We start from the raw sequence: 26,504 nt of genomic DNA, 5'->3' as shown, positions 1-26,504 counted from the left end.
CATGAGACGTTAGGTATTCAGATCTTGTAGAACCATTTCAAGAATATTTTGGGTATCAGGCTTGAGACTCCCATTCACATGTTCCTGAATGAAAGGGATTGCTAGCGTACCCAGCTCAATGAGCTGTTCGTAGGCTTCGTAGTCCGTTTTCAAGAAACTGCGCATGCTGCCCTCTCCAAATTCCCCTCTTTCAATCACAGTGATCCAATGTTCAACTTGCTCGTGAAGTGGTTTCTGTTGTACCGCTTGCACAGCAGACTGAAACGCGAAGTCCTTCTCCTTTAAGTCAGGCAGGGCCTTATATAACTGATCTTCATGAACGCATCTCCGAATCAATTGGCTGAAGGTTAGATAGTCTCCGCCGACGCCATCTGCCGCGGATACATAGGCGATAAAATCATCCGTCTGATCCAGTAGCTTCAAGTTATCTTGCAGACGGTGAATGACATCGATTGCAATCAGGAATAGCTGGGAATCGACGATTTCTTTCTCAAATATGAAGCGTTGGTCGATACTTAGATAATCAGGCTCCACTTGCGTGAGGCAATTGATCATACCTAGCCACTTCTCAAGACGTGCTGGCATATTCTCATACATAAAAGGGTAATCACCTTCTCCGTATTTAAACTCATGATATAGCTGCTCACGGGTCTTGTTATAGTGCTTATAGCCTTTTTCAAGATACTGCTTCTGATAACGGACATAGGCACTATCTACACTATCGTTCAATGAGGCCTGATTATTGATATAAATCACATAACTACCGTTATAGGAATCTGTATAAATTGAAAAGGTGTAGACATCCTTATTGCTTCCGTCTGCGATGTAATCGTCCAACGCAGATTGACAGAATTCGTAAAGAGCGTCTTCGATATCTTTGGAACTGATAAACTTTCCGTCTTCAGGTGCATAAGAATCGACCTCAAGTATGTCTTTATCTGGTGTGCAGATGAGATACGTTCCGCTTCCTTCCAGTTCCCGTCTTTCGCTGATCAGCTTACCAATATGTACATCATAAGAACTCATCTAAAGAACACATCCTCTTAGTTAATCGTACTTAGACTCTTTTCAACGTGGATAGCAGATCTCCTCCCACTTCGTTACACGATTCATGAGTAGCAGGTAGGCTACAGGTGCTCGTCGTTGATCGGGTTATAGATGAATTACAGAAGCGTTCAGTTAATCTCCTCTTTTTTACCATAGGTAAATTCTTGCTAGAACGGTCTCATCATGCGAGAATAGGTGTTGGACAAGCAAGATCTATTCATATATAAGAGGAGTTCATTAACATCATGTTGCATTTGAGTTGGGAAATGATGATTTTCGTTATCGTCGGTGGGTTCTTGGCAGCCTATGTGGATTCGGTTGTTGGGGGAGGCGGGCTTATTTCGGTGCCAGTCTTACTCGCAACAGGAATACCGCCAGCGCTGGCGTTAGGTACGAATAAATTAGCGGGGACGATGTCGTCGCTGACAAGCACGATTTCATTCATGCGGACAGGGAATGTTGATCTCAAAGCGGTACGCGGATTGTTCGTGCTATCCTTGGCTGGAGCGGTATGCGGGGTATTCGTGCTGCGGCAAATTCCGTCTGATTTTCTCAAACCACTGGTCGTGGTCATGCTGATTCTAATTACGATTTACACGATATTCCGCAAAAATTGGGGAGACATCTCGACCTTCAGTCAGTACTCGGCGAGGACCGCTTTCCTCATGGGTTGCGCAGCGTTCGTCTTAGGTTTCTATGACGGGTTCTTTGGTCCAGGTACAGGGTCATTCCTTATTTTCGTTTTTCTAATGGTCGGCTTCGATTTCGTCAAAGCAGCAGGCAATGCCAAAATTCTTAATTTCGGCAGCAACATCGCTAGTCTAATTACGTTCCTGGCGCTGGGCTCTATTAATTATTGGATTGGAATCCCGATGGGCTTGGCGATGGTGTGCGGCGCATTGCTTGGTTCTCGGATGGCGATCCGTAAAGGGTCGACGTATGTGCGGCCACTTTTTATCACGGTATGTGTGCTATTGGTGGGTAAGCAGATTTGGAGCTTGATGTAGGAGAGCAGGTTTACTCATATAGATGTTGTATGATCCGTAGAAACCCTCACAAAAACTGCGAAAGTGCAGACTTTGTGAGGGTTTTCTTGTGCACTAATGAGGCTGCCGCGCTGCCCTATCCACTGACCCACTTCACAGGAATTTCGACCCGCTGTGGCGTGTACTTTCCGCTAAATTGCTCAAGTAATAGCTCGACGGCAGATCGCGCCATGCGCTCCTCATCTTGCAAAATATGAGGGAGATTCGGGATTTCAGGATCATCGAAGGATACCAGATGAATACGCTCGTTCAAGCCTTCTTCCTGATGCAGCGCACGATATGTCAGCCTAGTCATTTCAGCAGATAAAGCAAAGACAGCGGTTATTTGTGGGTGCTGATGCAGGAAATGAACAAGGTGAGTGTAAGTATCACCGGTTCTTAGAATGTCGATCGGCACATGACACCACAAGTTTTTATCAATGGGAATATTGCCATCAATTAAGGCCTTCTCAAAGCCAAGCGTACGGTCCTCAATTGTCGTATTCGTATTCGCTGGTGAGATGAGCGCAATTTGTTGATGCCCAGCTTGCAACAATCTGGACACCGTCTCGTAAGCGCCGCCCCAATTATCAGAAATAATGCGATACGTATCTATGTTTCGTAGAAAACGATCGATGAAGACAAAGGGGAATTTATCTAAGGACAGACGCAACAAGGATTCATTATATATTTCATCCTCCGTCGGGAATACAATGATTCCGCGCATCCCAGGGGAACTCGTTAATTCCTGAACAGAGCGCGATTCTTCAAGGGAAGATTCCCGTGTAATGTGAAGGATAAGTTGATACCCTGCGGCTTTGATATAGTACTCGATATAATCAACAAGCTTCTGAATAACCATGGTTTTCATCGTAGGGATAATGAGTCCGATATAGCCGCTGGACGTTGGCGCAGGTAGGGATGCGTTTTTCTGAACAGTCAATGAAGGGATGGAGGAAACGAAAGTCCCTTTTCCTTGAATACGATTAACGAGCCCTTCATCGACTAGAGCAGCTAAAGCATTTTTAACTGTGATTTTACTAACCTTGTATTCATCCATGAACTCTTGTTCGGAGGGTACACGATCTTTGGGACGAAGCTCACCTGTTTGGATTCTGTCTTTTATGGATTGATAAATCTGCTTATAGAGAGGCATTTTATGCAAGTAGCATCACCTAATTCATGTATTTGATACTTGTATTGTAACGAGAAATGACGAAAAATGGAATATGATAAACATAATAATTATAATTTTAATACCAATTGATTATATTATTATGAATTTACTTAGCATATAATTCAATTATTGAAACGCTTTCAAAACTATTTCTATAGGGGGATACCTTACATGAAGAAAAAACTTCAAGTGTCATCGGCCATCTTATTAGCATCCATGGTATTACTGACTGCTTGCTCGAGTACTACAAATGAGAGCGCATCCAATGGCTCCACACCCGTTAAATTAAGCTTCTGGACCTTTAATGAGCTGCATCAAAAATTCTTTGAAAGCATGGCAACATCTTGGAATAAAGCTCATCCTGATCAGCAAGTTGCAATTGAAGCAACAACGTTCCCTTATGATGATAGTCATAATAAACTGTTGGTCGCCCTTCAATCTGGAACAGGCGGACCGGATATGGCGGATATCGAGATCAGTAAAATCGGCAACTACTTAAAAGGTGACGTACAATTGGCACCTTTGAATGATATTGTAGAGCCTGAGAAAGGGAATCTCGTCATGTCCCGTTTGGACAATTATGCGAAGGACGGCAAGTATTACGGGATCGATTATCATGTAGGCGCACAAGTCATTTACTATAATAAAGAAATTCTCGATAAAGCAGGCGTCAATGCCGACGATATTAAGACTTGGGATGATTACGAAAGAGCAGGCAAACAGGTTCTTGAGAAAACGGGCAAGCCAATGGCGACTGTAGAAACAACGGATCAGTGGTCCTACTGGCCAATGGTTGTGCAGCATGGTTCAGACTTCTTGGATAAGAGTGGGAATGTAACACTCGGGGACCAAGCAAATGCAGATGTACTCACCTACCTACAGAAGCTTGTAAAAGAAAAAGTAGCCGTGGCTGCTCCTGGGGGCTTCCACCATGCTGAAGAGTATTACGGCTTTATGAACAAAGGTGGCGCAGCTTCCGTCTGGATGCCAATGTGGTACATGGGACGTTTCACGGATTACATGCCTGACTTGAAAGGCAAAATTATCATTAAACCGATGCCGGTATTTAAACAGGGTGAAATGAGATCTTCCGGTATGGGGGGAACAGGTACCGTCATTACGAAGCAATCCAAAAATCAAGACTTGGCGAAGAAGTTCCTTTCCTATGCGAAGCTTTCCAAAGAAGGCAATATCCAAATTTGGTCCCAACTTGGATTTGATCCCATCCGTTCTGACGTTTGGTCCGATCCAGCGCTTAAAGCTGATAATAAATTTACGTCCTATTTCGGCAAAAATTTATGGGATGTATTGATTAGTGTGAAGGGTGAAATCGCGCCAACGAATGTGAAAGAAAGAACACCGGCTGTGTCGGATTATATCAAGACTAAAGCGATGTTCCAAGCCCTTAATGACATGAAGGATCCGAAACAAGTGTTGTCTGACGCGGTTAAAAACATTAAGTAAGCCGAACGCCAAGCGTTCCGCTGCAGGCTGTACCCGAGGGGAGTTTCCCTCGGGTTAAGCTTTCAGTGCTTTCAAGAAAGGAGTGACGTTCGAACGGTATGAATAAATTTCTATATTCTTCTCGGATAGCCCCATACGTGTTCGTTTTGCCTTTTATCTTATCGTTTTTGATTTTCTTTGCGTATCCGGTATTCACAACCATTAACATGAGCTTTCAAGAAGTACTGCCAGGGCAGACCCATTATATTGGTCTCGCTAATTATAAAAATTTATGGAGTGAGACTTTCTTTGCTGCGCTCAAAAATAGCAGCCGGTATACGTTCTGGACGCTGCTTGTACTCATTCCACTTCCTCTTGTTCTTGCTGTTTTCTTAAATTCGAAGCTAACGAAGGCGAGCGCGTTCTTCCGTTCCGCCTTGTTTATTCCATCTCTCACCTCTGTTGTTGTTGCTGGAACGATCTTCAGGCTAGTATTCGGAAGCTTGGATGATTCCGTTATGAATGGATTCCGTCATCTATTAGGCATGCCGACGATTAACTGGTTGGCGAATTCGACAACAGGGATGTTGGTTTTGGTTATATTGGCGACATGGCGCTTTACGGGTGTTAATATCATCTATTTCCTATCTGCGCTGCAAAGTATTCCGCATGAAGTATACGAATCAGCAGAGATTGATGGTGCGAATGCTTGGCAACGGTTCTGGCGCATTACCTTACCTTTGTTGAAACCAGTTGCGATTTATGTGATCACCATTTCTATTTACGGCGGTTACTCGATGTTTACAGAAAGTTTCATTCTTTGGAATGGCAACCGTTCACCGAATGATATTGGTCTAACGATGATAGGTCTTCTCTATCGCGAAGGGATCGAGAAAAATAATTTAGGCTTTGGCTCGGCCATCGGCATTACGCTGCTCGCGATTACGATGATCATCAATGTGATCCAGCTGAAATTTTTTGGTTTATTCAGGAAGGAGGATTAAGCATGATCACACAACAACGAAAAAGGCCAATTCCTTCCTTCCTGCTCTTGTTGCTTTTCATAGTCTTTGCAGGCCTCGCGCTCTTCCCGTTCTATAGTCTCGCATTAGCTTCGCTCAAGCCTTCGAAGGAGATGCTCCGATATGGGCTAAATGTGAAGTTGCAGCCAGAATTGCTGTCCATGCATAATTATACGTTCCTATTTTCTGCATCAGCGAAGAAATATTTGCTCTGGTATAAGAATAGTGTTCTGATCTCCCTCATCTATACGGTTCTCTGCCTCTTGCTGTCCTCCATGGTCGGCTATGGACTTGCGATGTATCGTTTCGTAGGGAGAAATCTTATATTTGTCTTTGTGCTGCTGGTCATGATGGTGCCTGTTGAGATTATTATGCTTCCGTTGTATAAGCAGATGATTTCGTTTCATTTAATCGATACCTTTAGCGGCGTAATTCTTCCATTCGTTGTCGCACCATTGCCGATTTTCTTCTTTCGGCAATATGCCGAAGGGCTGCCCAAGGATTTTCTAGATGCAGGGCGCATCGACGGCTGTTCGGAGTATGGTATCTTCTTTAAAATCATGGTGCCATTAATGATGCCTGCTTTCGGGGCTATGGCCATCTTGCAAGCATTGGCGAGCTGGAATAGCTTTGTGTGGCCGTTAATTGTACTCAAAACAGGAGAAAAGCTAACACTGCCAATTGGACTAGCGAGTCTAGTAACGCCTTACGGAAATAACTATGACATTCTCATTGCTGGCTCTGTGTTGGCCATCGTTCCCATTCTCATTGTATTTATTTTCTTCCAACGCTTCTTTGTATCAGGTCTCACGGTTGGCGGCGTAAAAGGGTAGCGGCAAGGGGAGTAACATTAACATCTGGGGCATGTAGACAGATGAAATTAAAGGAGAATAATCATGGGGAATTTGGAAATTAGCTATATCAAACCACTTTTGGAGCAGCGTGCTGATCCATGGGTATATAAACATACAGATGGCTATTATTATTTCACGGCCTCCGTGCCGGAATATGATCGTATTGAGCTTAGACGCTCCCTTACCATTGACGGTCTGAAGGACGCAAAGGAAGTGATCGTGTGGCGTAAACCGGCGGAAGGTCCCTTGAGCGCGAATATTTGGGCACCTGAGATCCATTTCGTCGCAGGCACCTGGTGCATCTATTTCGCAGCCGCAAGAACGACTGAAACCAACGAAGGTCTATTCGATCACCGGATGTTTGTGCTAACGACAGATGCCGCTAATCCACTCGAAGGAAGCTGGCAGCTGGAAGGGCAGTTGCGTACGGCTTGGGAAAGCTTTGCCTTAGATGCGACGTCATTCGAACATAAGGGGACACGCTATCTCGTTTGGGCACAGAAGGACCCTGCCATTGCAGGCAATTCCAATTTATATATTTCAGCCATGAGTAATCCATGGACACTGAGCGGCAAGCAAGTCATGATTGCAACGCCAGAGTTTGATTGGGAAGTCATCGGGTTTAAGGTTAATGAAGGTGCGGCTGTATTGATAAGAAACGGTCGAATCTTTATCAGCTTCTCGGCGAGCGCTACAGACTTCAATTACTGTATGGGGTTACTGACGGCGCAAGAAGATGCTGATTTATTGGATCCGAGTTCATGGGTGAAAACAACAAGCCCAGTACTGACAACCAACGAAAGTATTGGTCTTTTTGGACCAGGTCATAATAGCTTCACAGTCTCAGAAGACGGGACCCAAGACATTCTCGTATTCCATGCTAGAAATTATAAAGAAATTGTTGGCGATCCCCTGTATGATCCGAACAGGCACACTTTCGTACGCGTGCTGAAATATAACGCGGATGGCAGCCCGGATTTAGCGGGATCCATTGCGAATTGACCGGTGGTTATGGTACTATTTTATAAGAATGAAAGAGAAGGAGGTGAAGGTAGGATGAATCGAGAGTTCGTAAACAACCGTGTGAGCCAGTTACCCATTGCGATGGCTGGCATCGTTCATGCAGAAGTCAAAGACGCGAGAGGTCTGTCCACTTATGCGCATACGGTTTACCAACTCACGAAAAGACGCCTACCTTAACCCTCTACGGAAATGATCCGAAAGGTCGTAGGAATTTTCCTGCGGCCTTTTTGTGTTAGCTGCGTGCAGGTCAGGGTCTGTCTTCAAACCAAGGAGGATCCTTTATTATGTTAATTATTAATGGTCAAAATATAAAAAAATACCACGGTGCCCAACTGGTGCTTGAGGATGTTACATTTGAAATCCATCAAGGAGAACGAGTCGGACTTGTCGGTCGCAATGGCAGTGGAAAATCAACGCTGCTGCGCCTTATTGCCAAAATGGAGAAGCCCGATGAAGGGCAATTGACTGTTCGAAAAGATACAGGGATTGGGTATTTGTCCCAAATCCCAAGCGCTTGGGAAAGCTTCACTGTATATGATGTGCTGGCTGCGAGCTTTGGGGAGCTGCTTGCGTGCCGAGCAACGATGCGGGAGCTCGAGAGTGAGATGTCGAGCCCAACGGTAATGGACAATGAGAATCAGATGGATCAACTATTATCGCGATATGCGGTGCTGCAAGAGCGATTTGAGCGCGAAGGCGGTTATGAGCTAGATGCGCGAATTGATCAAGTGGCGAATGGGCTGCGGATTGCAAAAGGGTTTTATGAGCGAAGCTTTGCCTCGCTATCGGGGGGAGAGAAGACGAAGATTACTTTAGCTTCCCAATTGATCGGCAAACCAGACCTGTTGCTGCTGGATGAGCCGACGAATCATCTCGATTTGGCAGGTGTGGAATGGTTGGAGGAATACCTTAAGCATTATGAAGGCGCCTGTATCATCGTCTCCCATGATCGTTACTTTCTGGATCTCGTTGTCACGAAAATTGTGGAATTGGAAGACGGGGAGTCGGTTACGTATCACAGCTCTTATTCGGGCTATGTGAAGGAAAAAGAAGTACGACTGCTTCAGCAGTTTGCGGAGTACCAAGAGCAGCAGAAAGTCATCCGCAAAATGAAAGAGACGATCAAGCAGCTGATTGAATGGGGGCGTATTGGTGGGAATGAGAAGTTTTTCCGTCGGGCGTTCTCGATGCAGAAAGCGCTAGATCGGATGGAAAAGCTCAAGCGTCCTGTGCTCGATCCGAAGGCGGCTGATTTCGATCTGAAGCCGGAGGATCGCTCCGGCCGCAAGGTGCTGCGCTTCGAGAGTGTCACGAAGCGATACGGCGAGAAGACGCTGCTGAGGCAGGCGACCGGTTCGCTTCAATACGGCGAGAAGGTGATGCTCGTCGGGCATAATGGCTCTGGAAAAACGACGCTGCTGAAGATGCTGCTCGGTGAAGTGCAGCCGGATAGCGGCGAGCTCGAGCTAGGGGCTCGCGTCGATATCGGCTACCTGGCGCAGCAAGTGTATCCAGCGGATGATAAGAAATCCGTACTAGCGTATTTCTGCGAGGAAGCGAAGCTGGAAGAAGGGGAAGCGCGTGGGAGGCTGGCTGCTTATTTATTTTATGGCGCGGATGTGTTCAAAGCGGTGAGTTCCTTGTCTGGCGGCGAATGGACGCGATTGCGGTTAGCGCTACTCGTTCTGCGCAAGCCGAACCTGCTCATTCTGGATGAGCCGACGAATCACATGGACATCGCATCGCGCGAAGCGCTGGAGGATGCGCTGGAGGAATTCCCCGGCACGGTGCTTGCGGTGACGCATGATCGGTATTTTATGAATCGGCTGGCGCGTAAAATATGGGAGTTGGATCAGGGTAAGATCACCGTTTATATAGGTGATTTTGATGTGTATAAAGAAAAGAGCGGGGAGCTACGCGCGCGGGAGGCGCTTCTGGCTGAGGAACGAAGTAGGGTCACTACCGTGGACAAAGCGAAAGCGAAAGCAAAAGTGAAACAGCCCGAGGCTTCGGCTGTTAAGCCGGGGAAACCAGCGGCGGCGTCTGGGAAAGCCGCTTTGGAGAAAGGGATCGCGAGCGTAGAAGCGGAGTTGGCAGCGTTGGATGGGCAGCTGCAGCAGGAAAGCGAGATGCTGACTCCGGCGGAGCTCGCGGTGTTGTGGGAGAAGCGGGAACTTGTGCAGGGGAAGTTGGATGCGCTGTATGAGCAGTGGATGCAGGGGGAGTAGCGACTGGCTGGCTGGTGTTACCCCAAGCTGTAACGGTGAAAAACACGCATACAGAGGCAGAATTGGCCATCGTCACACAACTGGCTTCGTTCTGCCACCGATCTGACATGGAAGTTAGGAACTCCAGTGTGATAAGCTATAGGTACTTATAGAAGGAGGCGATTGCTGTGATCCAAGTATTCCCGGCTGACACGCGTAATTCAACTGATTTGGGGTGGCTCAAGAGCCACAAAAGCTTCTCATTCGGCGACTATTTTGATGAAGAAAATGTCAGCTTTGGTGTCATGCGAGTGTGTAATGACGATGATATCGCAGCAGGACGGGGGTTTGGCCCGCATCCCCATAGTGATATGGAGATCGTCAGCATCGTGCTCAGCGGAGCGATTAAGCATGAAGACAGCCTCGGCCATGTAGCCATAACGGCTTCCAACGGTGTGCAGCGGATGTCCGCGGGGAGCGGCGTGATTCATGCCGAGTACAATGCATCGGAAACGGAGCCGATGAGTCTATTTCAGCTATGGTTTATGCCAGCGAAGCGAGGGATAGAGCCCTCTTTTGAAAATGTGACGTATGAGCCAGAGGCGATGATTAATCATCTGTTGCCAGTCGTGACACCCGAAGGCGGCCCTCACATCGCCAAAATCCATCAAGACATGAGCATCTACCTGAGCAAACTGGATGCAGGGAAAGAGTTGGTGTTCGAGCAAGGTGAGAATCGTCGTATTTTTCTCATGCTCGTTAGCGGGAAATGCTCGGCCAATGATGCGATACTCGAAACAAAGGATAGCGCGCGCATCCAAGCAGAGTCAACGTTAACGATTCGTGCGCTCGAAGATACACATTTCATGCTTATTGATCTGCCATAAGGCGATATTGGAGAGATGGAGGAGGTTCAGCGATGAAGGAAACTTTTCTAGTGAAGCATGCGGTTGGCGGTCGTGCATTTATTGATACGGGTAAGCACCCCGTGCCCTATACATGGGAGCAGCAAGGCGAACAGTGGTTGTTTCGTGTTCAGATTGATCAGCCGGAGCGTATTGCGGAGCTTTTGAAATGGAAAAATGAACTGAACGTATTTGTTTTCCAAGAGTTTGAGAATGAGCCTACACGGAAATTATGGTTCTATGTCGGTGATGATGCTGTGCAGTTTGCGGTAGAATTGGGCGAGCTAACGATCGTCGCAACTTCCCATATCAGCTATATTCCCGACCAATTTAGTGTGAAATGATTGGAGCTACACCATGAAAGTTCAAGTCCAGCAACTAGAGAAAGCGATCCCTTTTATACAAGAATGCTATACCGAATTGGGCAAAAGTCAGGCTCAAATCGACACGCGTGTTGCCGAAATTACGCAAGCGATTCATTATAAAGGGACGTATGAGCATACGGTTGAAGAGCTGGTGCACGGTGCAAAAATGGCTTGGCGCAACAGCAACCGCTGCATTGGTCGGTTGTTCTGGGAGTCGCTTCGTGTACACGACGCTCGGCATATAGAGACGGAGGAAGCCGCGGCGGATGCGCTGTTCAGACATATCGAGGAAGCGACGAATGGCGGCAAAATCCGCCCCGTCATCACGATATTTCCTCCTTCGCGTGCAGGGAAATCTGTTGTTCAGATCAAGAATGAGCAGCTGATTCGCTATGCTGGCTATGAGACGGAACATGGGATCGTCGGCGATTCCGTTTCAGTGGCTTTCACCAAGGCATGCCAGGCACTTGGCTGGCAGGGAGCTGGCACACATTTTGATGTGCTGCCGCTCATGCTTCAAGTGGGAGAACGAGCTCCGCGGTTGTTCGAGATTCCGAGAGCATTGATTATGGAGGTGGCTATCAGGCATCCTGAGCTGCCAGCCTTCGCTGAACTGAATCTGCAATGGTATGCGGTGCCAATGGTAGCTAACATGTACCTCGAAATAGGCGGCGTGATGTATCCCGCGGCGCCTTTTAACGGGTGGTACATGGGAACCGAAATCGGCGCGCGGAACTTTGCCGATGAGGCCAGGTATGACATGCTGCCGCGGGTAGCGTCGATCATGGGGCTCGACACGCGGCGGGAGTCGACGCTGTGGCGAGACAAAGCGCTGGTCGAGCTGAATGTAGCGGTGCTGCATTCGTATGGGCAGCAAGGTGTTGCCATCGTCGATCACCACACGGCAGCGAAGCAGTTCAATCGCTTCGAGGACAAGGAAGAGAAAAGTGAACGCGATGTCACGGGCGATTGGACGTGGCTGATTCCGCCGATGTCCCCGGCGACGACGCACATTTTTCATCAGCACTACACGAATGAAGTGAAGCTGCCTAATTTCTTTTACCACAGTAGAAAATACTAGTTACGGTCAGTCCTTCAAGTCCATCAGTCTGCTCACGTATTCACATTTGGTGTGAAGGTGGGTGGGCTTTTTTTGGTTAAGCCCAAGTCACGCTCACGCAAGTCGAAAAAATCGACTTACAGCGCTCCATGGGCCCAAGTCACGCTCACGTAAGTCGAAAAAATCGACTTACAGCGCTCCAAAGCCCCTGTCTCACTCACGCAAGTCGAAAAAATCGACTTACAGCGCGCCAAAGCCCCTGTCTCACTCACGTAAGTCGAAAAAATCGACTTACAGCGCTCCATGGGCCCCTGTCTTACTCACGTAAGTCGAAAAAATCGACTTACAGCGCTCCATGGGCCCCTGTCTTGCTCACGCAAGTCGAAAAAATCGACTTACAGCGCTCCATGGGCCCCTGTCTTACTCACGTAAGTCGAAAAAATCGACTTACAGCGCCCGAAAGCCCCTGTCTTGCTCACGCAAGTCGAAAAAATCGACTTACAGCGGACCAATTGTGCTTGTGGTGAAAACTTAAAAAATGTTCCACTCAAAATTTAGATAGTTTAATAGCCAAACTAACTTCTATGTAGTATGATTTTGCATATTGAATCCATTGGATGCTTAAATCCATTGACTCTCGAATCTTTCGAATCTCTCGAATCTCTCGAATCTGCAGTATCTCTCGCATCACAAACTCTACTCGAAAAGGGGAACTCCGCTTGTGGCAGAAGCTAGCTAACTGGAATACATTGCGCAATCAGATGTTGGCGGGATTTATTGCTGTGATGATTATCGTTCTGGTCTGTGCAGGTGCGATTACGTATAATTCGGTGTCCACCCTCCTGGGTACGAAGGCGGAGACACAGATGAAGCAAATCGCTAGTCAAGCGAACGGCCGGCTTGAAGCGATCATTACGCAAATCGATACGTTGACGCTACAGGCTGTAAATGATGTGTATTTGCAGCAATTGTTTTTATCATCCGTTCAAGGAAAGGCGCCAAACTTCAGTGAGCGTCAGTCGCTGCTGAAAATCGCCAATCACATCCAAGCTTACAGTGGTGTGAGCAATGTCGAGTTGTATACGACGGACTTTGCGCGCATGTTTCCACTGGACGAGCAAAAGCTAACTGATCTTATCGAGCCGAATTGGATCGAGCAGGCGGATAAAGAGAAGGGCAGGCTGATCTGGATTGGGAGCGATCCGAAGAATCCGGACACAGTTCTCGCCATTCGTCGGATCAATTTAATTGACCGTTGGTTCTCGAATGGCGGATATTTGATGGTGCGGATTAATCGCAGCTATTTTGATTTCCAAAGCCAACTCCCCGATGCGGGGCATCGCGAATTAATGCTGCTTGCCGATAGCTCGGCAAGGCCAATTGTCTCTGAAGGCACAGCACTTGCGAACATCAGCGGGCTGATGCATACCGATTCGCAGCAGGTTACGTTAGAGCAGAAACGGTATATTTTGGTGAAACAGCTCTCGGAGCAGACAGGCTGGACGTTGATGATTTTGTACCCAGTGAGTGATGTGACAGATGGGATTTCTGTGTTGCGCTGGGCGATTATCGTATCTGGGGCCATCGGTTTGGTGCTGTTTATTATCCTGTCGTTTCTGCTATCCTCGATGATTACGAGACCCATCCTCAGATTGATGCGAGCCATGAGGAATACAAGGCAAGGGGTACTCACACCCAATTTGACGCAGTCTTACACCACAGAGCTGAATGATTTGAACATGACTTACAATCAGATGGTAGATAATATGAATCGACTCATCAAACTCGTGTACGAGAAAGAAATGATTCAAAGCCGAACAGAGCTGCAAGCACTTCAAGCGCAGATTGATCCTCATTTTTTGTATAACACATTAGAAGCTCTGTACTGGTCCTTGCAGGAAAAAGAGGAAGAAGAGCTAGCTGATCTTGTTGTAGCTATGTCTGATTTATTTCGCTATGTCATCGGCAATCCGAACAAGGATGTGTGGGTCAACCTATCGGAGGAACTGGAGCATATTAAGCGTTATCTGAGCATTATGAGTGTGAGGTTCGGTTCGCGACTCGTTTGGAAAATAGACAGCGAAGAGATGTACAGTCACGTACACGTACCGAAGCTGCTGATTCAGCCTTTGGTGGAGAACGCAATCTTGCATGGCTTGGAGGGCAAAATAGGCGCGGGACTCATCACGATTTGCGTGGAACCGTCGCCGCTTGAGCCGACGGAGCTGCGCATCACGGTACGTGATGACGGTCCTGGGATGAATGAACAGACACTGCAAGCTGTGCTGGAGTCGATGGAACGTGATAGCGCAGCCACGGGCAATGAATCTAGCTCTTCCGCATCGAGCTCTCCATCAAGCCCGAATCTGGGTTCATCTGCTGGCGCTTGCCCTAACACAAATAACCCAACGAGCAAAGGAAAAGGCATGGCCATTTCCAATGTGCAGCGACGTCTTCAGCTCTATTATCCGTCACTTCCAGATACATATCGTGGCTTAACGATCACGAGTAGTCTCGGACAGGGTACCAGCGTGAGCTTCGATATTCCTATTTACGCGAATGCTTTCGAGGCTAGTTTTTCTGGCGAAAAATAAATATCTTGGGGTCCCCGCGAAGTAATGTCTAAACTATTATCGAAGCAATTCAGAGATGTATGACCGTTTTGAAAAGTAAGTTTAGACGCCGATCGAGCTAAAGCTCGATGCGGACGGAATATGCTTCGAAGGAACACGTCACTTTGTGGGGAGATTGTAGGAGGAACACGATGAACCAATCGGGCAAAACCATACTCATCGTTGACGATGAGCCATTAACGAGAGAAGGCATACGCAAAGCATTAGAAGCCTGGTCCATCGGGCGTTATGCGATACTCAGCTGCAGCAATGGGGCAGAAGCTCTTGAGCTTTTACAATCAAGACCCGTGCATCTCTTAATTACAGACATCCGCATGCCCGAGATGAACGGTCTGCAAGTCGTAGAAGGCACACGTGGTTTCGCCCACAAGCCAGTAGTTATCATTATTTCAGGACATCCGGATTTTCAATATGCACAAACAGCAATCGAATTAGGTGTTGTTAACTATCTGCTCAAGCCCATTCAGAAGAGCAAGCTGATCGATGCTGTCGAGCAGGCGCTGCGCATTGAGGAAGAACGCGGCCGCGTTGAAACGATGGAGAAAATGGTGGACACGCGCTTAATGCAGGCGAAAACTTCCGCCAAAAATTACAGTCCACCTGTCCAACAAGCGGTAGATTACGTGGAGGCACATTTACAAGATCCCCTCGGCATGAGCGAGGTAGCAAGCCAGATCCATCTGAATCCAAGCTATTTCAGCGCTCTTTTCAAAGAGCAAACGGGTTTCACCTTTAGTGAATATGTTACGAGAAACCGGATCCAGAAGGCGAAGGAGCTGCTGCTGCAAACCAGATTAACGATTGCGGATATCTCGGAGCAGGTAGGCTACCAGACGTCGAAATATTTCATCAAGCTGTTCAAAGAGTATGAAGGGACGAGCCCGAATCAGTATCGGAAACAGATGGTGGACGCCGATGATCGGATAGATACCTCGAAATAGTGGAATATTACCCGATAGCTGTTACTCCCTGCGGGCACAATGAAAGCGCTACAATAAAACACGTAGCACACAAATGATTAGGGGGAAACAAACATGGTAAGAAAAACGCTTACATGGTCGCTAACTACGATGCTCGGCCTATCGATGGCACTGACGGGCTGTTCAAGCTCCACCGATAATGCAGGTCAAACGACAACAGCGCCTAAAGAGACAGCGAAAGCAACGGAAGCTGCAACTGCGCAACCCGCCAAAAAAGTAACGATTAAAATGATGCACCTGTGGCCGACAGGAAACTCCGCTACACAAAACAAAATTGTAAACGATATCATAAAAGAGTATCAAGCTGCGAATCCGAATGTGACGATTGAGCAAGAAGTGCTCGAGAATGAACAATACAAGAATAAAATGAAAGTGCTTTCTACCTCGAATGCCCTTCCTGATGTGGGCTTCACGTGGGCAGCAGGCTACATGGATCCTTATGTAAAAGGCGACATGTTCGCTCCGCTTGATGACTTGTTGCAAGGGGATTTGAAAGATAAATTCGTGAAAGGCACAACAGATGCTTACGCATTCAGCGGTAAAACCTACGGTCTTCCGGTTGAATTGAACATCGTGCCGGTGTATTACAATAAAGCACTTTTTGCCAAGTATAACCTTGCCCCTCCTAAGACATATGATGAGTTCAAAAACATAGTCAAAACACTGAGCTCGAACGGTGTAGCTCCAATCGCACTAGGCAACAAAGACCGTTGGACTGGCTCACTATGGTACATGTACCTTGCTGACCGTATCGGCGGACCAGAAACATTGAAAAAAGCGATTGACCGCACAGGTTCCTTCAACGATCCAGGTTTAGTTCGCGCAGCTACGGAAATTTCCCAGCTTGTCGATATGAATGCCTTTAACAAAGGCTTCAATGGGCTTGGCAATGACGAAGGTAAAGCGGAGTTCATGAACAGCAAAGCCGCGATGTATATGATGGGAACATGGGAATTACCGAACTACACAACGAACAAAGATGTGCCGCAAGCGTTCAAGGATCAAATCGGATTTTTTAAATTCCCAACGGTTGATGGCGGTAAAGGCAACATGGATAGCTGGGTTGGCGGACCGGGCGTGGGCTTGTTCGTAGCGAACAACTCCAAAGTAAAAGAAGAATCCAAGAAATTCGTTAGCTTCTTCGTATCGAAGTGGGGCGAGCACGCGATTACTGAAGCAGGTGTAATCCCAGCAACGAAAGTAGACACATCCAAAGTGAAGCTGCCACAAATGTACATTGACCTCTTAAATGAGTTGAATAAAGCGAGCAACATTACGCTGTTCGCAGATGTTCAGATGAAGCCTGCTTCCGCAGAAGTTCACTTGAATATGATTCAAGCTTTGTTTGGTAAAGCAGTGACACCGGAAGTTTTTGCGAAGAATCATGAGGATGCCATGGCGAAAGAAGCCAAGTAATCTAACGAATACGAACGATACGGGCAAGGACATATCCCTGCAAAGTGGTATGTCCTTTACCTTTATTGGTTTCAGAAAGGGAGTGCCTGCTATGGATAAAGTCATGTCTAACAAATCCATGATTGCGATTTACGTGATCCCCTCGTTATTTCTGCTGCTAGCCTTGATCTATATGCCGATCATTATGACGGGCTACTACGGGCTTATGAAATGGGATGGCGTAGGCAAAATGAGTTTTATTGGTTTGCATAATTACGCAGAACTGCTTACAGATAAATTGTTCTGGGGAAGCGCGAAGCACTCGTTTTTGCTGGCGATCTTCTCAACGATCTCCCTGCTCGGCTATCTGCTAGTCGCCTTGGTACTGTCCGCAAACATTCGCGGGGCTAATCTTTTTCGCAAAATCTATCTCATTCCTATGCTGCTTTCCTCTGTCGCTATCGCGCAATTATGGTTGAAAATATTCCACCCAACGAACGGGGTATTGAATGCTATCCTAACGTCTCTGGGGGTTACGCATACACCGGAATGGCTGTCCAATCCATCCATTGTTCTATACGCGATTTTCATGCCGATCTTATGGCAGTACGCCGGATTTTATATTTTGATCTATTACGCTGCATTGAAAAATGTACCAACCTCGCTGATCGAAGCAGCACGTATTGATGGTGCCAGCCCGTGGCGCATTGCGATCTCCATTCGTGTTCCGTTAATCGCAGAGGTGATGAAAGTAACGGTCGTTCTGGCCGTCGTAGGATCACTGAAATATTTCGACCTCATCTATGTCATGACAGGGGGCGGACCTAACGGATCCAGTGAAGTAATGGCTTCTTACATGTACCGCAAAGCGTTCAAAGGCTACGATTTCGGTTATGCCAGCGCAATTGGCTTCTTCTTGCTCTTGATATGCCTCGTGGCTACGTGGTTAATTCGTAAAGCGACAGCGTCCAAAGATGAAATTCAATACTCGTAACGAAAGGAGATTCCGATTCCAATGCAACTCGAAACCACCCGTCGTCAGGCACAGGCGCTAACCCAACGAAGCAAGCTGCCAGGACAAATCGGATATGGCATACTCTATATCGTGTTATCGATTGTCGCTGTGATTCAGATTTTTCCGCTCTTGTGGCTCATGCTATTCTCCTTGAAAAATAATGAGGAAATCTTCAATCTCGCCCCGATGGCTTTCCCCGAGAGATTGCGTTGGGAGAATTACGAGAAGGTCTGGACGCAGGGCCATATCAATAGTTACTTTTTTAACAGCGTCTGGATGACGTTAGCATCGGTTGGGATCACTGTTTTATTAGCAAGCTTAGTGACATTCGCATTGACCCGGATGAAATGGAAGCTGCAATCCTTGGTGCTGGGCCTGTTTATGGTTGGCATGATGATTCCCGTGCATTCGACGCTCATTCCGCTATTCAGTATGTTTATGAAAATGAACTTAACCAATCATCCGTTATCGATCATTTTGTCCTACATTGCGTTTAATTTGCCGATTACGATCATGATTATGCTCGGCTTTTATTACACACTCCCACGTGAAGTAGAAGAAGCAGCCGTTATGGACGGGTGCTCCGTGAATCGTATTTTCTTCAGCATTACGCTGCCGATGACGGCATCAGTGCTATCTACCGCTGTGATCATCAATATGATCTATAATTGGAACGAGTTTATTTTCGTGAATACGTTCATTTCCTCGGAAAAGTATAAGACCCTGACCGTAGGTGTTCAGAACTTCGTCGGCCAATATACGACCGATTGGGGCGCGATTGGCGCGACCCTGATGATCAGTATTTTGCCAATCATGATCGCATTCATCTTATTGAGTAATCGAATTGTAGAAGGTATAGCTGCAGGTTCGGTAAAAGGATAATCGTGTGAAGGATCCCCGTGTATCGGGGATTTTTTTGCGTTTCGCTTGTCCCCCGCCCTAGGACCAGTCACTTCATGGGTCCAATACTTCCTAATATAACCTTAACGGAAACATGAATGTCTGCCTCTGACAGCGCTTCTCCCCAATGATCCTCTACTTTCTTGTATTGACGATATTCATGAGCTCGTGCGTAGAGACCAAGCCCGATCGGATCGATTTGATGCTTCTGAAAGTTCTTGATGAGGTTCTTGAATTGCTTTTGCACATGTTCAGAAATCATTTTCTCTAGCTCTTTTCGATTCTTTCGCACATCAAAGGGGAATAAACGTTCAGTAAGACCGGCTGTCATTTTAATGTTGATATCGAACAGAAACTTGCTCTGATTGTACGAGGTTTTTATTTTCGGTTTCATTCCTTGAACCGATATACTTAAATGGTCTGTATGAAATGGACCGCTCTTCTTTTGACCAGGAATTGGAAGTGTTAAGCTTACAGGCTTCTTGGCGTTTTTATTCAATATTTGAAGTAAAACGGTTTCCTCTGCGCTCAGAGAAGTCGCATATTTCCCTTTATGATCTAGCAATGTTACGCCAGCCAGCCTGATCTGTTTGGCCGTGTCCAACTGGATTTCGGAGATATAGGGCGTCACCCCCCTCTCATACATTTGCCAATGCAGCTTCTGCAGCGTTGTTTTTGCCGTTTCGGATCTAGTACTTTTCGTGTCGACCATCCCCCGCAACAATAAAGGTAACATCGGCTGATCTTTCGGTTGTAGGTAGATAATGTCGGAGATAGATCCATCGAAAGCGACGACTCTTGCTGTTAATGGATTTTTCATATCACGAAAGAAAGGGTCCAGTATCGGGAACCAGTCTTCATGTTCAAGGATACGTTTTCCGATAAGCATGACTTGAACCTTTTTGCCTGTAACAACACCTGGTGCAAATTGATCTTGCTGCTCTCTCGATTGACGAACAGTTTGCGACTGCGTTTCGATTTCTAGTGTTGTCTTCTTTATATCTCTACCGTACGAAGGGCTGCTCGAATATACAAGCAAGTTGTTTTCATTGTCGAGATCCAGACCGAGAGCGAGGTTGTTTGTGGATTCTTCTAAATCCAACCGATCACTGCACCCCGGTACGATAGCCATTATCATAATGATGAAAAAAACGGATAGTGGCCGCTTGTTCATAATTGCTTCCTCCACCCCAAACGATCATGTAGCCATACATATAGGAGTAAACCAGCAGGAACCATGTACTCGACAACAAAGCCGATCTGACCAAGCAAAGTATTCATTTGTTCGCTCTGAAAAAAAGTAGGCATGAAGAAATACGTGCCCACAGCGATGAATAGCCAAAGCAGACGCAAATGATTACGGTGGTCCTGCTTTCCGATTAGCCAAGTTGTGCAAAAAACGCTCATATACATCGTCGGTATCCATGATAATGAAAAGATAAGTAAATAGAACGAAATAAACAACACTTCGATCCGCGCTATAAACTTAAACTCAATCGTTTTCAGTACATTGATCGTCGGTTCGTTGTACTCCATCATTTCATTTGGACTGAAATACACGAAACAGATAACGGTTATGAACAAATACATGAGCATCGTCAGTAAATACGAGATAAGAATTCCGGCTGAGGCCTTCTGCTTGTTTTTGAGAAATGGATAGAGAATAAACGTGGTTGAAAAACCTATATGATAATAGAAAGTGCTAGGTACCGCTGAGAATACAGGCGTCCATCCTTCCTTAAGCACAGGAAGCAGACGGAGCCAATGAGCGTCCTTAAGCGGAATCAAATAAACGAAGGGGATCCATAAAGAAAGGAGCATGATCACTTCCACATATCTGCCCAAGATGCGAGGGCCGTTCCGCACAATGACATAAGTGGGAATGAGTAGCAGAAGCATAATGATATACGCCGGAGTTTGCGACAAAAGATATTGTTTTGTAATCAATATTGTATAGATAAGACCGGTGTATCCATAGTAAAAAAAATAAAGAGCAAATAGGACGGCTCCCACTTTTCCTGCCCATTTGCCCAAATACACCGTCAATAGATCTAACAAGGTGCCATCTGGATACTTCTTCATCACCTGTATGACGATCAAGCTCGCTGCAGATGAGATCAACCAAACGATGATGAGAGCGATCCAGCCTGACGTATCTGCCTGTTCGGCTAATACTCGCGGCAGCGACAAAAAACCGATGCTCACTACCATACCAAAGTTGAGAAAGATATACTGCATGAAGGTGATTTCATTCAATGTATATTTTTTCACTTGCTGTCCTCCCTTAGAGCTTTTATTTCACTGTTCCCATAGAGCCTAGGATTGTCTTCACGAAAACATGAATGTCGGCTTTGGCCAGCGTTTCACCCCAATGATCTTCCACATTCTTGAAATGGCTATATTCGTGCGCCCGTGCGTGGAACCCAAGCCCAATCGGATCGATTTTATCCGCTTGTATTTTCTTGATGAGGCTTTCCAACTGCTTTTGCATTTGATCGGTTATCTTATTCTCCAACTCTTTTCCATGACTTCGCACGTCGTAAGGGAACATAAGCTCGGATAATCCAACGCGCATGGTAATGTGCATATCGAACTGAAACTTGTCCATGAGATAGGAGGTCTTGATTTTTACCTTTATGTTATCAGCGTTTAAACTTAATTTGTCTGTATGAAACGGTCCGATCTTCATTTCGCCGGGAATGGGGATTGTTAAGTTGACGGTCTTTTTCGTACTGTTTTGCAATATTCGCAATAGAATACTTTCCTCTATGTTCAGAGAATCAGCAAAATTCCCTTTATGATCTAACAGTGTTATGCCTGTCATCGCAATCTGTTTATCTTTCACTCGAACTTCAGAGATGATGGGAGTGCCACCCTTTTCACGTAATTGCATGTGAAGCCCTTGCAAAGTCGTATTTACCGTTTCGGATCTGGCGTCCTTCGTATCGATCATTTCCCGCAGCAATAAGGGCAGCATCGGCTGATCTTTCGAATTTAGGTATATGATTTCAGAGAGAGGTCCGTCGAAAGCAATGATCCTTGGAGTTAACGCATTCTTCGGATCGCGAAACCAGACATCCGTTAGTTGGAACCAATTTTCTTGCTGCAGAATTTGCTTAGATAACAGTATGACTTGAATACTTCTACCTTGGAAAACACCCAGTGTGTAACTGTCCTGTTTTTCTCTTGACTGACGATTCGTTTGTGGTTTCACCCTAAGTTCACGCGTTTTTTTCTCGACATCTTCACTGAAAACAGGAGATGTACTATATACAATGAACTCACCTTCCTTATCGAGATCCAAACCTACTAATAAGGCAAATGAGGCATCTTCCATATCTAACCTGTCACTGCAGCTTGAAATGATGACGACAACCATTGCAATGAGAATAACTTGAAGGGGACGTTTGTTCATAAGTTCTTCCTCCACTGAAAACGATCATGCATCCATACATAGATGAGTAGGCAACCGGGAAAAACGTATTCGATCCCAAAACCAACCTGAATAAGGAAATCATTCATGCGATCGCTCTGATTAAATGTTGGGATGAAGAAAAACGTACCCACAGCAGTGAATAACCACAATAGGCGCAAATGATTGCGATGATCCTGCTTTCCGAGCAACCAGCTTGTGCAAAAAACGCCCATGTAGATAGCGGGTATCCATGCTAATGAGAAAATAAGCAAAAAAAATGCGATAAACAGCACTCCTATCCGTTCTACAAACTTAAACTCGATTGATTCTAAGATACTAACCATAGGTTCATTGTACTTCTGAATTTCATCCGGGCTATAATAGACAAAACAGATAACCGTAATGAACAAATACCCAAACATCGTCAGTGTATCGGAGATCATAATAGCGCTAGAAGCATTTTGTTTGTTCTTCAAAAACGGATACAAAATAAACGTAGTAGCAAATCCGATATATGAAAAGAACGTTGTTGGTACCGCTGAAAATACAGGCATCCATCCTTCCTTTAATATAGGAAACATATTGAGCCAGTTAACGTCCCTGAGCAGAAGTAAATATACAAATGGTATCCACCAGGAGATCATAAAAACAATTTCCGCATATCTGCCCAAGACGCGAAGTCCATTACGTGCAATCACATAAGTGGGAATGAGCAATAACAGCATGACGATAGATGCCGAAGTTTGCGGCAAAAGCCATGCCTTTGTAAGTAATACCGCCTGGACGAGCCCCGTGTAAGCGTAATAAAAGAGATAAAGAGCAAAAAAGATGGCAGCCGCCTTACCTGTCCATTTGCCCACATATCGTGTTAGTAGATCAAACAATGTTCCTTCGGGGTACCTTTTCATCACCTGAATAACAATCAAGCTTGCTGCTACCGTAACAGCCCAGCCGATGATGAGTGCGATCCAGCCATCCGTACCTGCCTTTTCGGCTAATTTCCGTGGCATCGACAAAAAGAAAACACTGATTTGAATGCCGCTATTCAGAAAAATGTATTGTGTAGAGGTGATCTCGTTGAATGCATATTTCTTCATTTCCCATCACCTTTTGGACGATTTGATCCTTGCTTCTGCGATTGAGTCGCTCTTGTGCCTAAAGGTCGCTTGACCATTGTCCACAGCGGTAAACGGACGAACGTATCTTTCCAATCAGCAAATCGAACCGGTGCGAAAGGGGTACCGTACGGTGTTCCAAGCGATTCGAGCGCAATTAGATGCCCGATCATTGTCATCAATGCAATAATGATGCCTACAAAGCCGAACATGGAAGCAGCTATCATCATGGCGAAGCGGATAAGCCGGACGGCCGCGACCATATCATAATTAGGCAGGATGAACGATGCAATGGCTGTAAAAGCAACGATAATTACCATAGTATTGCTGATGAATCCTGCCTGAACGATTGCCTGTCCAATAACAATGCCCCCGACTATACCAACGGTTTGCCCAACGGGAGCAGGGAGACGCACCCCAGCCTCCCGCATCATTTCTAGCGTTAGCTCCATGATGATCGCTTCCAAAAACGGCGGGAACGGTACTCGACCTCTGAACTCGCCAATCGTGAGCAGTAATTTAACGGGGATGATCTCGAAGTTATAGGAAATGACGGCAATGTAGAACGCCGGCAAAAAGATTGCGATGAAAAATGCGAACATCCGCAGCAGTCGAATAAAAGTAGAGATCGACCATCGTGTGCTGTAGTCGTCGATGTTTTGAAAAAACGACATAAATGCTGCCGGTGCTATCAATACGCTTGGTGAACAGTCGACGACAACTGCGAATCTTCCTTGCAATATTTGTGAAGCCGCGGCATCCGGTCTTTCCGTTGTAATAAATTGAGGAAATGGCGAGTACGGATTGTCCTCGATAAACTCTGCTAACTCGCCTGTGTTAAGGATGACATCGACATCAAGTTGCTGAATCCGGTCTTCCAGTTCTTTCAGCACCTCAGGATTAGCGACATCAGCTAAATATAAGATAGAAACTAAGGTGTTTCCTCTTCGCCCAACCACCAGTTCTTTAATTTTCAATTCACGGTTTTGAATATAGCGGCGGATTAAGGCAATATTTTGACTGCCTGTTTCAACAAAGCCTTGATGTGCTCCTTTTAAAGAAACTTCGATCTGTGAGTCTTCAATCGCCCGCTGCGGCCAGCCTTGCGTCCCTAAGGCGGAGGCTTTTGTCTGCCCATTAACAAAGAGAATGCTATTGCCTCGCAAAATGGCATTCTCGACATGCGGCCATGTAAACAAGCTTTGAATTTGGCCTACATCTACCGTAATATCGTCAACTGCATTCCCGTCTCCCATTTCAAATTGCAGCGGGCGGAGCACATTATTATTAATTGCGCTTTTATCTACTAGTCCATTGAGGTAGACTAACGCTGCCTGCTCACCAGACTTCTTTATGATAAAATGCCGCACAACCAGGTCGGGGGTTTGACTGAACTGACTATGTAAATAGGTTATATTTTGCACCAAAGACGTACTTATGGTGTTGCTAGGCGGCTGATTAACTTGCTCTTGGACCGAACGATACTTCTTCTTTCCGAACCAGTTTGAAAATAGCATCGATCTTCACCACGCTCATCCCATATTCTTTTCTTTTATTATCCAAGATTATTGGGATTTTATTCATGACAAAACATGTGGAAATAGAGGTGGCATATACAAAATCCCTACACTACATTACAATGGAGCAATATAATTAACCGACGGACAAATTTTATGCGGCATAGAATTGTGTTACTCGTATGTGAAGTGAGGTTTTTACGATGAAAAAAGGGCTTGGATACGCCATTATTGCTTATATTGCTTGGGGATTGCTGCCTGTGTATTGGAAGCTTTTCGGGTCGTTAATGGCTGGAGAAATATTATCGCATCGCGTGATTTGGTCATTCGTATTTATGGCGATTATGATTCTCGTTGGTAAAGGCAAATGGCGCCAATTTCGCAGTCTTATCATGAATCGCAAGACTTTCTTATTGGTGGGGGCAAGCAGTTTGCTGATCAGCACCAATTGGCTAATCTTTATTTGGGCGGTAAATAATGGGCATGTGATCGAGACGAGTCTCGGGTATTACATTACGCCACTTTTCAACATTATGCTGGCGGTATTGTTCCTGCGCGAGAAGCCGTCGGGCAGACAATGGCTGGCAGTGGCTTTGGCAGCGATTGGTGTCTTGATTGCCACGATTGACTATGGCAGATTTCCGTGGGTGTCGCTCACGTTAGCAGGTACCTTTGGCTTATATAGCCTGGTGAAAAAAAGAGTAACCTATGATGCCTCAATCGGGCTCGCGGGGGAAACAGCGTTCGTTTTCCCGATCGCCATTGCCTACGTCATCTACTTATTTGCAACGCATCAGGATGCTGCTTGGACACTGCCGCCGATCACGCTGATTATGCTGCTCCTAGCTGGCGCTGCCACAGCGCTGCCTTTGCTATGGTTTGCCAAAGCTGCCGCACAACTGCCGCTGTCTATGCTAGGCTTCATTCAGTACATTGGCCCATCGATCACACTTCTGTTGAGCATTTTTATGTTTAAAGAAAAGTTCTCGCCTGTACTGCTAATTAGCTTTGCGTTTATCTGGAGCGCACTCGTGGTGTATGCATTGGCTTCGATCAAGGTGGCGCGATTAGCCAAAGAGGATGTTTCGCTTACGTGAAATTTCGAATTTCGACAATTTCATTAAGATTTCATCAAATTTTGAGCGAAGTCATAAGTCATCTTGCTAGTGTATGTCGCCTTATTTTATAATATAGGCATATATACCCAAGGAGGTGAATCACGCATGTTGCTGGATGAGAAAATCGTGTATCAAAACGAAGAAGAAGGCTCAGAAGATAACGGTGAAGAAGGAAACTAATCACCTCCAGTCAGCGTAGATCCACCGAACTTATTGCCTAATAAATTGCCCCCAACCTCTACGGTTGGGGGTTTCTTGTATTAGATTTGATAGAGAAAACATCTTTCC

At 46.0% G+C, this 26,504-nt stretch carries 24 protein-coding genes; 17 read left to right on the top strand and 7 right to left on the bottom strand.

Features of this window, described 5'->3' with window-relative positions; translation table 11 throughout:
• Positions 1-9: 9 nt before the first annotated feature.
• Positions 10-1,026, bottom strand: coding sequence for a hypothetical protein (locus ASG89_RS31105; RefSeq protein ID WP_057315213.1), 1,017 nt, complete (start codon positions 1,024-1,026; stop codon positions 10-12).
• A 266-nt stretch (positions 1,027-1,292) separates the two neighbouring features.
• Between ASG89_RS31105 and ASG89_RS31100 the strand changes: the two genes are divergently transcribed.
• On the top strand, positions 1,293-2,054 hold the full coding sequence (locus ASG89_RS31100) for a sulfite exporter TauE/SafE family protein (RefSeq protein WP_057315212.1): 762 nt from the start codon (positions 1,293-1,295) through the stop codon (positions 2,052-2,054).
• A gap of 115 nt (positions 2,055-2,169) precedes the next feature.
• On the opposite strand, the gene ASG89_RS31095 is transcribed toward ASG89_RS31100, so the two are convergent.
• On the bottom strand, positions 2,170-3,228 hold the full coding sequence (locus tag ASG89_RS31095) for a GntR family transcriptional regulator (RefSeq protein WP_063868241.1): 1,059 nt from the start codon (positions 3,226-3,228) through the stop codon (positions 2,170-2,172).
• Positions 3,229-3,420: 192 nt separating this feature from the next.
• Here ASG89_RS31095 and ASG89_RS31090 point away from each other — a divergent pair, with 192 nt between their 5' ends.
• From ASG89_RS31090 to ASG89_RS31030, 14 genes are all read left to right on the top strand, one after another.
• Entirely contained in the window at positions 3,421-4,713 is a 1,293-nt protein-coding gene (locus ASG89_RS31090; RefSeq protein ID WP_057315210.1) for an ABC transporter substrate-binding protein, read from the top strand.
• A gap of 98 nt (positions 4,714-4,811) precedes the next feature.
• Positions 4,812-5,696: a carbohydrate ABC transporter permease gene (locus tag ASG89_RS31085; protein ID WP_057315209.1), complete on the top strand. Its 885-nt coding sequence runs from the start codon at positions 4,812-4,814 to the stop codon at positions 5,694-5,696.
• Between the two features lie 5 nt (positions 5,697-5,701).
• Positions 5,702-6,547 carry a carbohydrate ABC transporter permease gene (locus ASG89_RS31080; protein WP_057315239.1) on the top strand — a complete coding sequence of 282 codons (846 nt, stop codon included), beginning with the start codon at positions 5,702-5,704 and terminating at the stop codon, positions 6,545-6,547.
• Between the two features lie 63 nt (positions 6,548-6,610).
• On the top strand, positions 6,611-7,570 hold the full coding sequence (locus tag ASG89_RS31075) for a family 43 glycosylhydrolase (protein WP_057315208.1): 960 nt from the start codon (positions 6,611-6,613) through the stop codon (positions 7,568-7,570).
• A 54-nt stretch (positions 7,571-7,624) separates the two neighbouring features.
• On the top strand, positions 7,625-7,768 hold the full coding sequence (locus ASG89_RS37240; protein WP_171632188.1) for a hypothetical protein: 144 nt from the start codon (positions 7,625-7,627) through the stop codon (positions 7,766-7,768).
• A 107-nt stretch (positions 7,769-7,875) separates the two neighbouring features.
• On the top strand, positions 7,876-9,819 hold the full coding sequence (abc-f, locus tag ASG89_RS31070) for a ribosomal protection-like ABC-F family protein (RefSeq protein WP_057315207.1): 1,944 nt from the start codon (positions 7,876-7,878) through the stop codon (positions 9,817-9,819).
• A 167-nt stretch (positions 9,820-9,986) separates the two neighbouring features.
• Positions 9,987-10,685, top strand: coding sequence for a pirin family protein (locus ASG89_RS31065; RefSeq protein ID WP_057315206.1), 699 nt, complete (start codon positions 9,987-9,989; stop codon positions 10,683-10,685).
• 32 nt (positions 10,686-10,717) lie between these two features.
• A complete protein-coding gene (locus ASG89_RS31060) occupies positions 10,718-11,047 on the top strand; it encodes a hypothetical protein (RefSeq protein ID WP_057315205.1) in 330 nt (109 codons plus the stop codon).
• A gap of 13 nt (positions 11,048-11,060) precedes the next feature.
• A complete protein-coding gene (locus ASG89_RS31055; protein WP_057315204.1) occupies positions 11,061-12,149 on the top strand; it encodes a nitric oxide synthase oxygenase in 1,089 nt (362 codons plus the stop codon).
• 698 nt (positions 12,150-12,847) lie between these two features.
• A complete protein-coding gene (locus ASG89_RS31050) occupies positions 12,848-14,722 on the top strand; it encodes a sensor histidine kinase (RefSeq protein ID WP_235549988.1) in 1,875 nt (624 codons plus the stop codon).
• Positions 14,723-14,892: 170 nt separating this feature from the next.
• Positions 14,893-15,702, top strand: a complete 810-nt coding sequence (locus ASG89_RS31045; RefSeq protein WP_057315203.1) for a response regulator — start codon at positions 14,893-14,895, stop codon at positions 15,700-15,702.
• Positions 15,703-15,795: 93 nt separating this feature from the next.
• On the top strand, positions 15,796-17,157 hold the full coding sequence (locus ASG89_RS31040; RefSeq protein WP_057315202.1) for an extracellular solute-binding protein: 1,362 nt from the start codon (positions 15,796-15,798) through the stop codon (positions 17,155-17,157).
• A gap of 91 nt (positions 17,158-17,248) precedes the next feature.
• Positions 17,249-18,130, top strand: coding sequence for a carbohydrate ABC transporter permease (locus ASG89_RS31035; RefSeq protein ID WP_057315237.1), 882 nt, complete (start codon positions 17,249-17,251; stop codon positions 18,128-18,130).
• A gap of 21 nt (positions 18,131-18,151) precedes the next feature.
• Positions 18,152-19,033, top strand: coding sequence for a carbohydrate ABC transporter permease (locus ASG89_RS31030; RefSeq protein ID WP_057315201.1), 882 nt, complete (start codon positions 18,152-18,154; stop codon positions 19,031-19,033).
• Positions 19,034-19,100: 67 nt separating this feature from the next.
• On the opposite strand, the gene ASG89_RS31025 is transcribed toward ASG89_RS31030, so the two are convergent.
• From ASG89_RS31025 to ASG89_RS31005, 5 genes are read right to left on the bottom strand one after another with little or no spacing between them, the layout of a single operon-like run.
• Positions 19,101-20,225 carry a Ger(x)C family spore germination protein gene (locus tag ASG89_RS31025; protein WP_057315200.1) on the bottom strand — a complete coding sequence of 375 codons (1,125 nt, stop codon included), beginning with the start codon at positions 20,223-20,225 and terminating at the stop codon, positions 19,101-19,103.
• Positions 20,222-21,322, bottom strand: a complete 1,101-nt coding sequence (locus ASG89_RS31020; protein WP_057315199.1) for a GerAB/ArcD/ProY family transporter — start codon at positions 21,320-21,322, stop codon at positions 20,222-20,224. The genes ASG89_RS31025 and ASG89_RS31020 overlap by 4 nt, the downstream gene beginning before the upstream one ends.
• A gap of 22 nt (positions 21,323-21,344) precedes the next feature.
• Positions 21,345-22,466, bottom strand: coding sequence for a Ger(x)C family spore germination protein (locus ASG89_RS31015; protein ID WP_057315198.1), 1,122 nt, complete (start codon positions 22,464-22,466; stop codon positions 21,345-21,347).
• The gene (locus ASG89_RS31010; RefSeq protein ID WP_057315197.1) at positions 22,463-23,563 is read right to left on the bottom strand and encodes a GerAB/ArcD/ProY family transporter; all 1,101 of its coding nucleotides are present in this window, start codon (positions 23,561-23,563) and stop codon (positions 22,463-22,465) included. The genes ASG89_RS31015 and ASG89_RS31010 overlap by 4 nt, the downstream gene beginning before the upstream one ends.
• Entirely contained in the window at positions 23,560-25,098 is a 1,539-nt protein-coding gene (locus tag ASG89_RS31005) for a spore germination protein (protein WP_057315196.1), read from the bottom strand. Before ASG89_RS31005 ends, ASG89_RS31010 begins: the two co-directional genes overlap by 4 nt.
• Positions 25,099-25,301: 203 nt before the next feature.
• Between ASG89_RS31005 and rarD the strand changes: the two genes are divergently transcribed.
• Entirely contained in the window at positions 25,302-26,195 is an 894-nt protein-coding gene (rarD, locus tag ASG89_RS31000) for an EamA family transporter RarD (protein WP_057315195.1), read from the top strand.
• 63 nt (positions 26,196-26,258) lie between these two features.
• Positions 26,259-26,396 (top strand): hypothetical protein, encoded by a 138-nt coding sequence (locus ASG89_RS38015; RefSeq protein WP_157276872.1) that lies wholly within the window; start codon positions 26,259-26,261, stop codon positions 26,394-26,396.
• Positions 26,397-26,504: the final 108 nt, after the last annotated feature.

This window comes from Paenibacillus sp. Soil766, from assembly GCF_001428105.1.
Classification (GTDB): Bacteria; Bacillota; Bacilli; order Paenibacillales; family NBRC-103111; genus Paenibacillus_E.
This window is presented reverse-complemented; position numbering and strand designations above follow the sequence as displayed.

Excerpts from the sequence above, each read along its gene's own strand:
- ASG89_RS31105 (WP_057315213.1), bottom strand. The coding sequence starts at position 1,026 with ATGAGTTCTTATGATGTACATATTGGTAAGCTGATCAGCGAAAGACGG.
- ASG89_RS31100 (WP_057315212.1), top strand. The coding sequence starts at position 1,293 with ATGTTGCATTTGAGTTGGGAAATGATGATTTTCGTTATCGTCGGTGGG.
- ASG89_RS31095 (WP_063868241.1), bottom strand. The coding sequence starts at position 3,228 with ATGCCTCTCTATAAGCAGATTTATCAATCCATAAAAGACAGAATCCAA.
- ASG89_RS31090 (WP_057315210.1), top strand. The coding sequence starts at position 3,421 with ATGAAGAAAAAACTTCAAGTGTCATCGGCCATCTTATTAGCATCCATG.
- ASG89_RS31085 (WP_057315209.1), top strand. The coding sequence starts at position 4,812 with ATGAATAAATTTCTATATTCTTCTCGGATAGCCCCATACGTGTTCGTT.
- ASG89_RS31075 (WP_057315208.1), top strand. The coding sequence starts at position 6,611 with ATGGGGAATTTGGAAATTAGCTATATCAAACCACTTTTGGAGCAGCGT.
- ASG89_RS37240 (WP_171632188.1), top strand. The coding sequence starts at position 7,625 with ATGAATCGAGAGTTCGTAAACAACCGTGTGAGCCAGTTACCCATTGCG.
- abc-f (WP_057315207.1), top strand. The coding sequence starts at position 7,876 with ATGTTAATTATTAATGGTCAAAATATAAAAAAATACCACGGTGCCCAA.
- ASG89_RS31060 (WP_057315205.1), top strand. The coding sequence starts at position 10,718 with ATGAAGGAAACTTTTCTAGTGAAGCATGCGGTTGGCGGTCGTGCATTT.
- ASG89_RS31055 (WP_057315204.1), top strand. The coding sequence starts at position 11,061 with ATGAAAGTTCAAGTCCAGCAACTAGAGAAAGCGATCCCTTTTATACAA.
- ASG89_RS31045 (WP_057315203.1), top strand. The coding sequence starts at position 14,893 with ATGAACCAATCGGGCAAAACCATACTCATCGTTGACGATGAGCCATTA.
- ASG89_RS31040 (WP_057315202.1), top strand. The coding sequence starts at position 15,796 with ATGGTAAGAAAAACGCTTACATGGTCGCTAACTACGATGCTCGGCCTA.
- ASG89_RS31035 (WP_057315237.1), top strand. The coding sequence starts at position 17,249 with ATGGATAAAGTCATGTCTAACAAATCCATGATTGCGATTTACGTGATC.
- ASG89_RS31030 (WP_057315201.1), top strand. The coding sequence starts at position 18,152 with ATGCAACTCGAAACCACCCGTCGTCAGGCACAGGCGCTAACCCAACGA.
- ASG89_RS31025 (WP_057315200.1), bottom strand. The coding sequence starts at position 20,225 with ATGAACAAGCGGCCACTATCCGTTTTTTTCATCATTATGATAATGGCT.
- ASG89_RS31015 (WP_057315198.1), bottom strand. The coding sequence starts at position 22,466 with ATGAACAAACGTCCCCTTCAAGTTATTCTCATTGCAATGGTTGTCGTC.
- ASG89_RS31010 (WP_057315197.1), bottom strand. The coding sequence starts at position 23,563 with ATGAAGAAATATGCATTCAACGAGATCACCTCTACACAATACATTTTT.
- ASG89_RS31005 (WP_057315196.1), bottom strand. The coding sequence starts at position 25,098 with ATGCTATTTTCAAACTGGTTCGGAAAGAAGAAGTATCGTTCGGTCCAA.
- rarD (WP_057315195.1), top strand. The coding sequence starts at position 25,302 with ATGAAAAAAGGGCTTGGATACGCCATTATTGCTTATATTGCTTGGGGA.